Source organism: Candidatus Protofrankia californiensis (genome assembly GCF_900634765.1).
Classification (GTDB): domain Bacteria; phylum Actinomycetota; class Actinomycetes; order Frankiales; family Frankiaceae; genus Protofrankia; species Protofrankia californiensis.
This window is the reverse complement of the sequence record NZ_CAAAFT010000354.1, coordinates 27,766-29,840: the sequence shown is the minus strand read 5'-3', so window position 1 is coordinate 29,840 and position 2,075 is coordinate 27,766. Positions and strand designations below refer to the sequence as shown.

3 protein-coding genes are annotated in these 2,075 nt (G+C 63.3%); 2 read left to right on the top strand and 1 reads right to left on the bottom strand.

Going from position 1 to position 2,075, the window contains the following annotated elements:
• Positions 1 to 37 precede the first annotated feature (37 nt).
• Positions 38 to 994, bottom strand: coding sequence for a phosphatase PAP2 family protein (locus DD1DGNOD_RS18420; RefSeq protein WP_241251657.1), 957 nt, complete (start codon positions 992 to 994; stop codon positions 38 to 40).
• Positions 995 to 1,422: 428 nt separating this feature from the next.
• On the opposite strand from DD1DGNOD_RS18420, the gene DD1DGNOD_RS18415 reads away from it, so the two are divergent.
• A complete protein-coding gene (locus tag DD1DGNOD_RS18415; protein WP_131767708.1) occupies positions 1,423 to 1,611 on the top strand; it encodes a (2Fe-2S)-binding protein in 189 nt (62 codons plus the stop codon).
• 17 nt (positions 1,612 to 1,628) lie between these two features.
• Positions 1,629 to 2,075, top strand: a 447-nt coding sequence (gene bfr / locus DD1DGNOD_RS18410; RefSeq protein ID WP_131770707.1) for a bacterioferritin, incomplete at its 3' end; no start/stop codon positions are given.

The following is a 2,075-nucleotide window of genomic DNA, read 5'->3' as shown; positions in this document are numbered from 1 at the left end:
CCCGTGCCGTCAGACCGGGGAGTCGTGCTCAGGGCGGTTATCCCGGCTCGCAGGCATCCGACTGGCGGGTGACCGCGGGGCGCACCATAGCGACTATCCGGGCCTGCAGGGCCGGCCTGGTGACCTGTATCGCCAGGAGGACGAGCAGGCCGCCGACGGCGCCGTCCACCCAGTAGTGGTTGGCTGTGGCCACGACGACGGCCGTGGTGGCCACGGGCTGGACGATGGCGAGGCAACGCCATCGGCTGCACAGAGCGATGATCACGACCCATGCCTCGATGATGGCCCAGCCGATGTGCAGGCTTGGCATGGCCGCATACTCGTTTGCGAAGCCGTCGCCTTGGGCGTAGGGCGACGGGCCGAATATCGCGCCGGTGTCGATCAGGTTTGTCATCACTCTTGGCAGCAGGCGTGGCGGGGCAAGCGGGTACAGAATATGGATCATCAGTGCCATGCCCGTCGCAATAATGATCACATTGCGAACTCTGGGCCAGGCGGAGCGGTGCCGGACGAAGACCCAGACGAGCAGCGCGATCGCCGCGGGGAAGTGCACCGCGAAGTAGAACTCATTGATCAGGATCGTCATGTAGTGGGAATGCAGGGCCAGATGTTGGACGGCTGCTTCGTCGGGCAGGTGTAGCCGCCGTTCCATGTTCCATACGGTGACCCCGTGTGACAGCGCTTCGGTCTGGTGATCGTCGACGACGTGCCGGCCGAAGCGGTAGACCATGAATAACAAGCTGAGCAGGACGGTCTGGGTGACCGCATAGCCGGCGGTGCCGAGGAGGTGACGCCCTCGTTTCGCTGCGTCGGCCGTGAGCGGGGTACCGGCCGTGGCGCTGGTTGTGGATGGAGCGTCAGCTATGGGCTGGGCATCGGCCATGGTCACAGAGGGAGCGTCGGCCGTTGACGGAAGACGATGATCGTGGTCGTCACCGTCGCGGTCGTCGAATCCCCGGCCCATATCGGACAATGTCGGACAATGTGCACTCACTTGGTTGGTCCACAGCACATTGTGCCCCCTCGAAGAAACGAGACCGTACCGTACTGCAATACCGTATCCGGGCTGCTGATCGGACCTGCTGTTGGGTGTGATCCGCATCTCGTGGAGAACCGCGCCCCGCAGCGGGCGGTCGACGTTTTCAGCGGTGCCAGGCGTGCTCGTATGCCCGGCTGGTCATGCCACGGCTGTGATCGGCCCGTTGTGGTCGACCCGTTGCGGTAGACCGGTGGGTCGGCTGCTCACCCCTGCTTGCCTCCAATCGGCCCGTGTGGGACTCTTGTGCCCGGGTCTTTATTTAGGGAAGGTTTAACTTAGCTACGAGCGTCCGCCGTCATCGGCCCAGCTGTGCAGAGCGTCTGTGAGTCATCGGTTCCGGGTCATGGGGTCAGGGCGGTCTCCCAAGAGTGTGGTGAGGTGCGGTGCTGGTCTGTTCGTGCTTTGCTGTCACCGAGCGGACGTTGCGCGGCGTGATTGAGTCGGGCGCGTGCGACACGGGCGAGGTTGGTGACGTCTGTGCCGCGGGCACCGGCTGCGGTGGATGCCTCGACGAAATCGAGGAACTGTTGACGGGTTACCGCCGTGCCTGTCCGGTTGTGTCGTCGGGCTGACATAGTGGAGGTTTCATGTGAGGGGCGACCCGGAAATTGTCGAACTACTCAACCGCGTCCTCACGAATGAGCTGACGGCCGTCAACCAATACTTCCTGCACTCCCGGATGCAACTCAACTGGGGTTACAAGCGGTTGGGCAAGCATACCTACGACGAGTCGATCGATGAGATGCGTCACGCGGACAAGCTGGTGCATCGGGTCCTCTACCTGGGAGGGCTACCCAATCTCCAGCGGTTGAATACACTACGTATCGGCGAGACCGCTGTCGAGCAGCTCAACTCCGACCGTTCCCACGAGATCGAGGCATGTGCGCTGCTGCGTGAGGGGATCGTCCTGACCCGCTCTCGCGACGATGTCGGATCGGCCGTTCTGCTGGAGAGCATTCTCACCTCGGAGGAGGAACACATCGACTGGCTGGACGCCCAGCTCGAGCTGGGCGCCCAGATCGGCGAGGCGCACTAT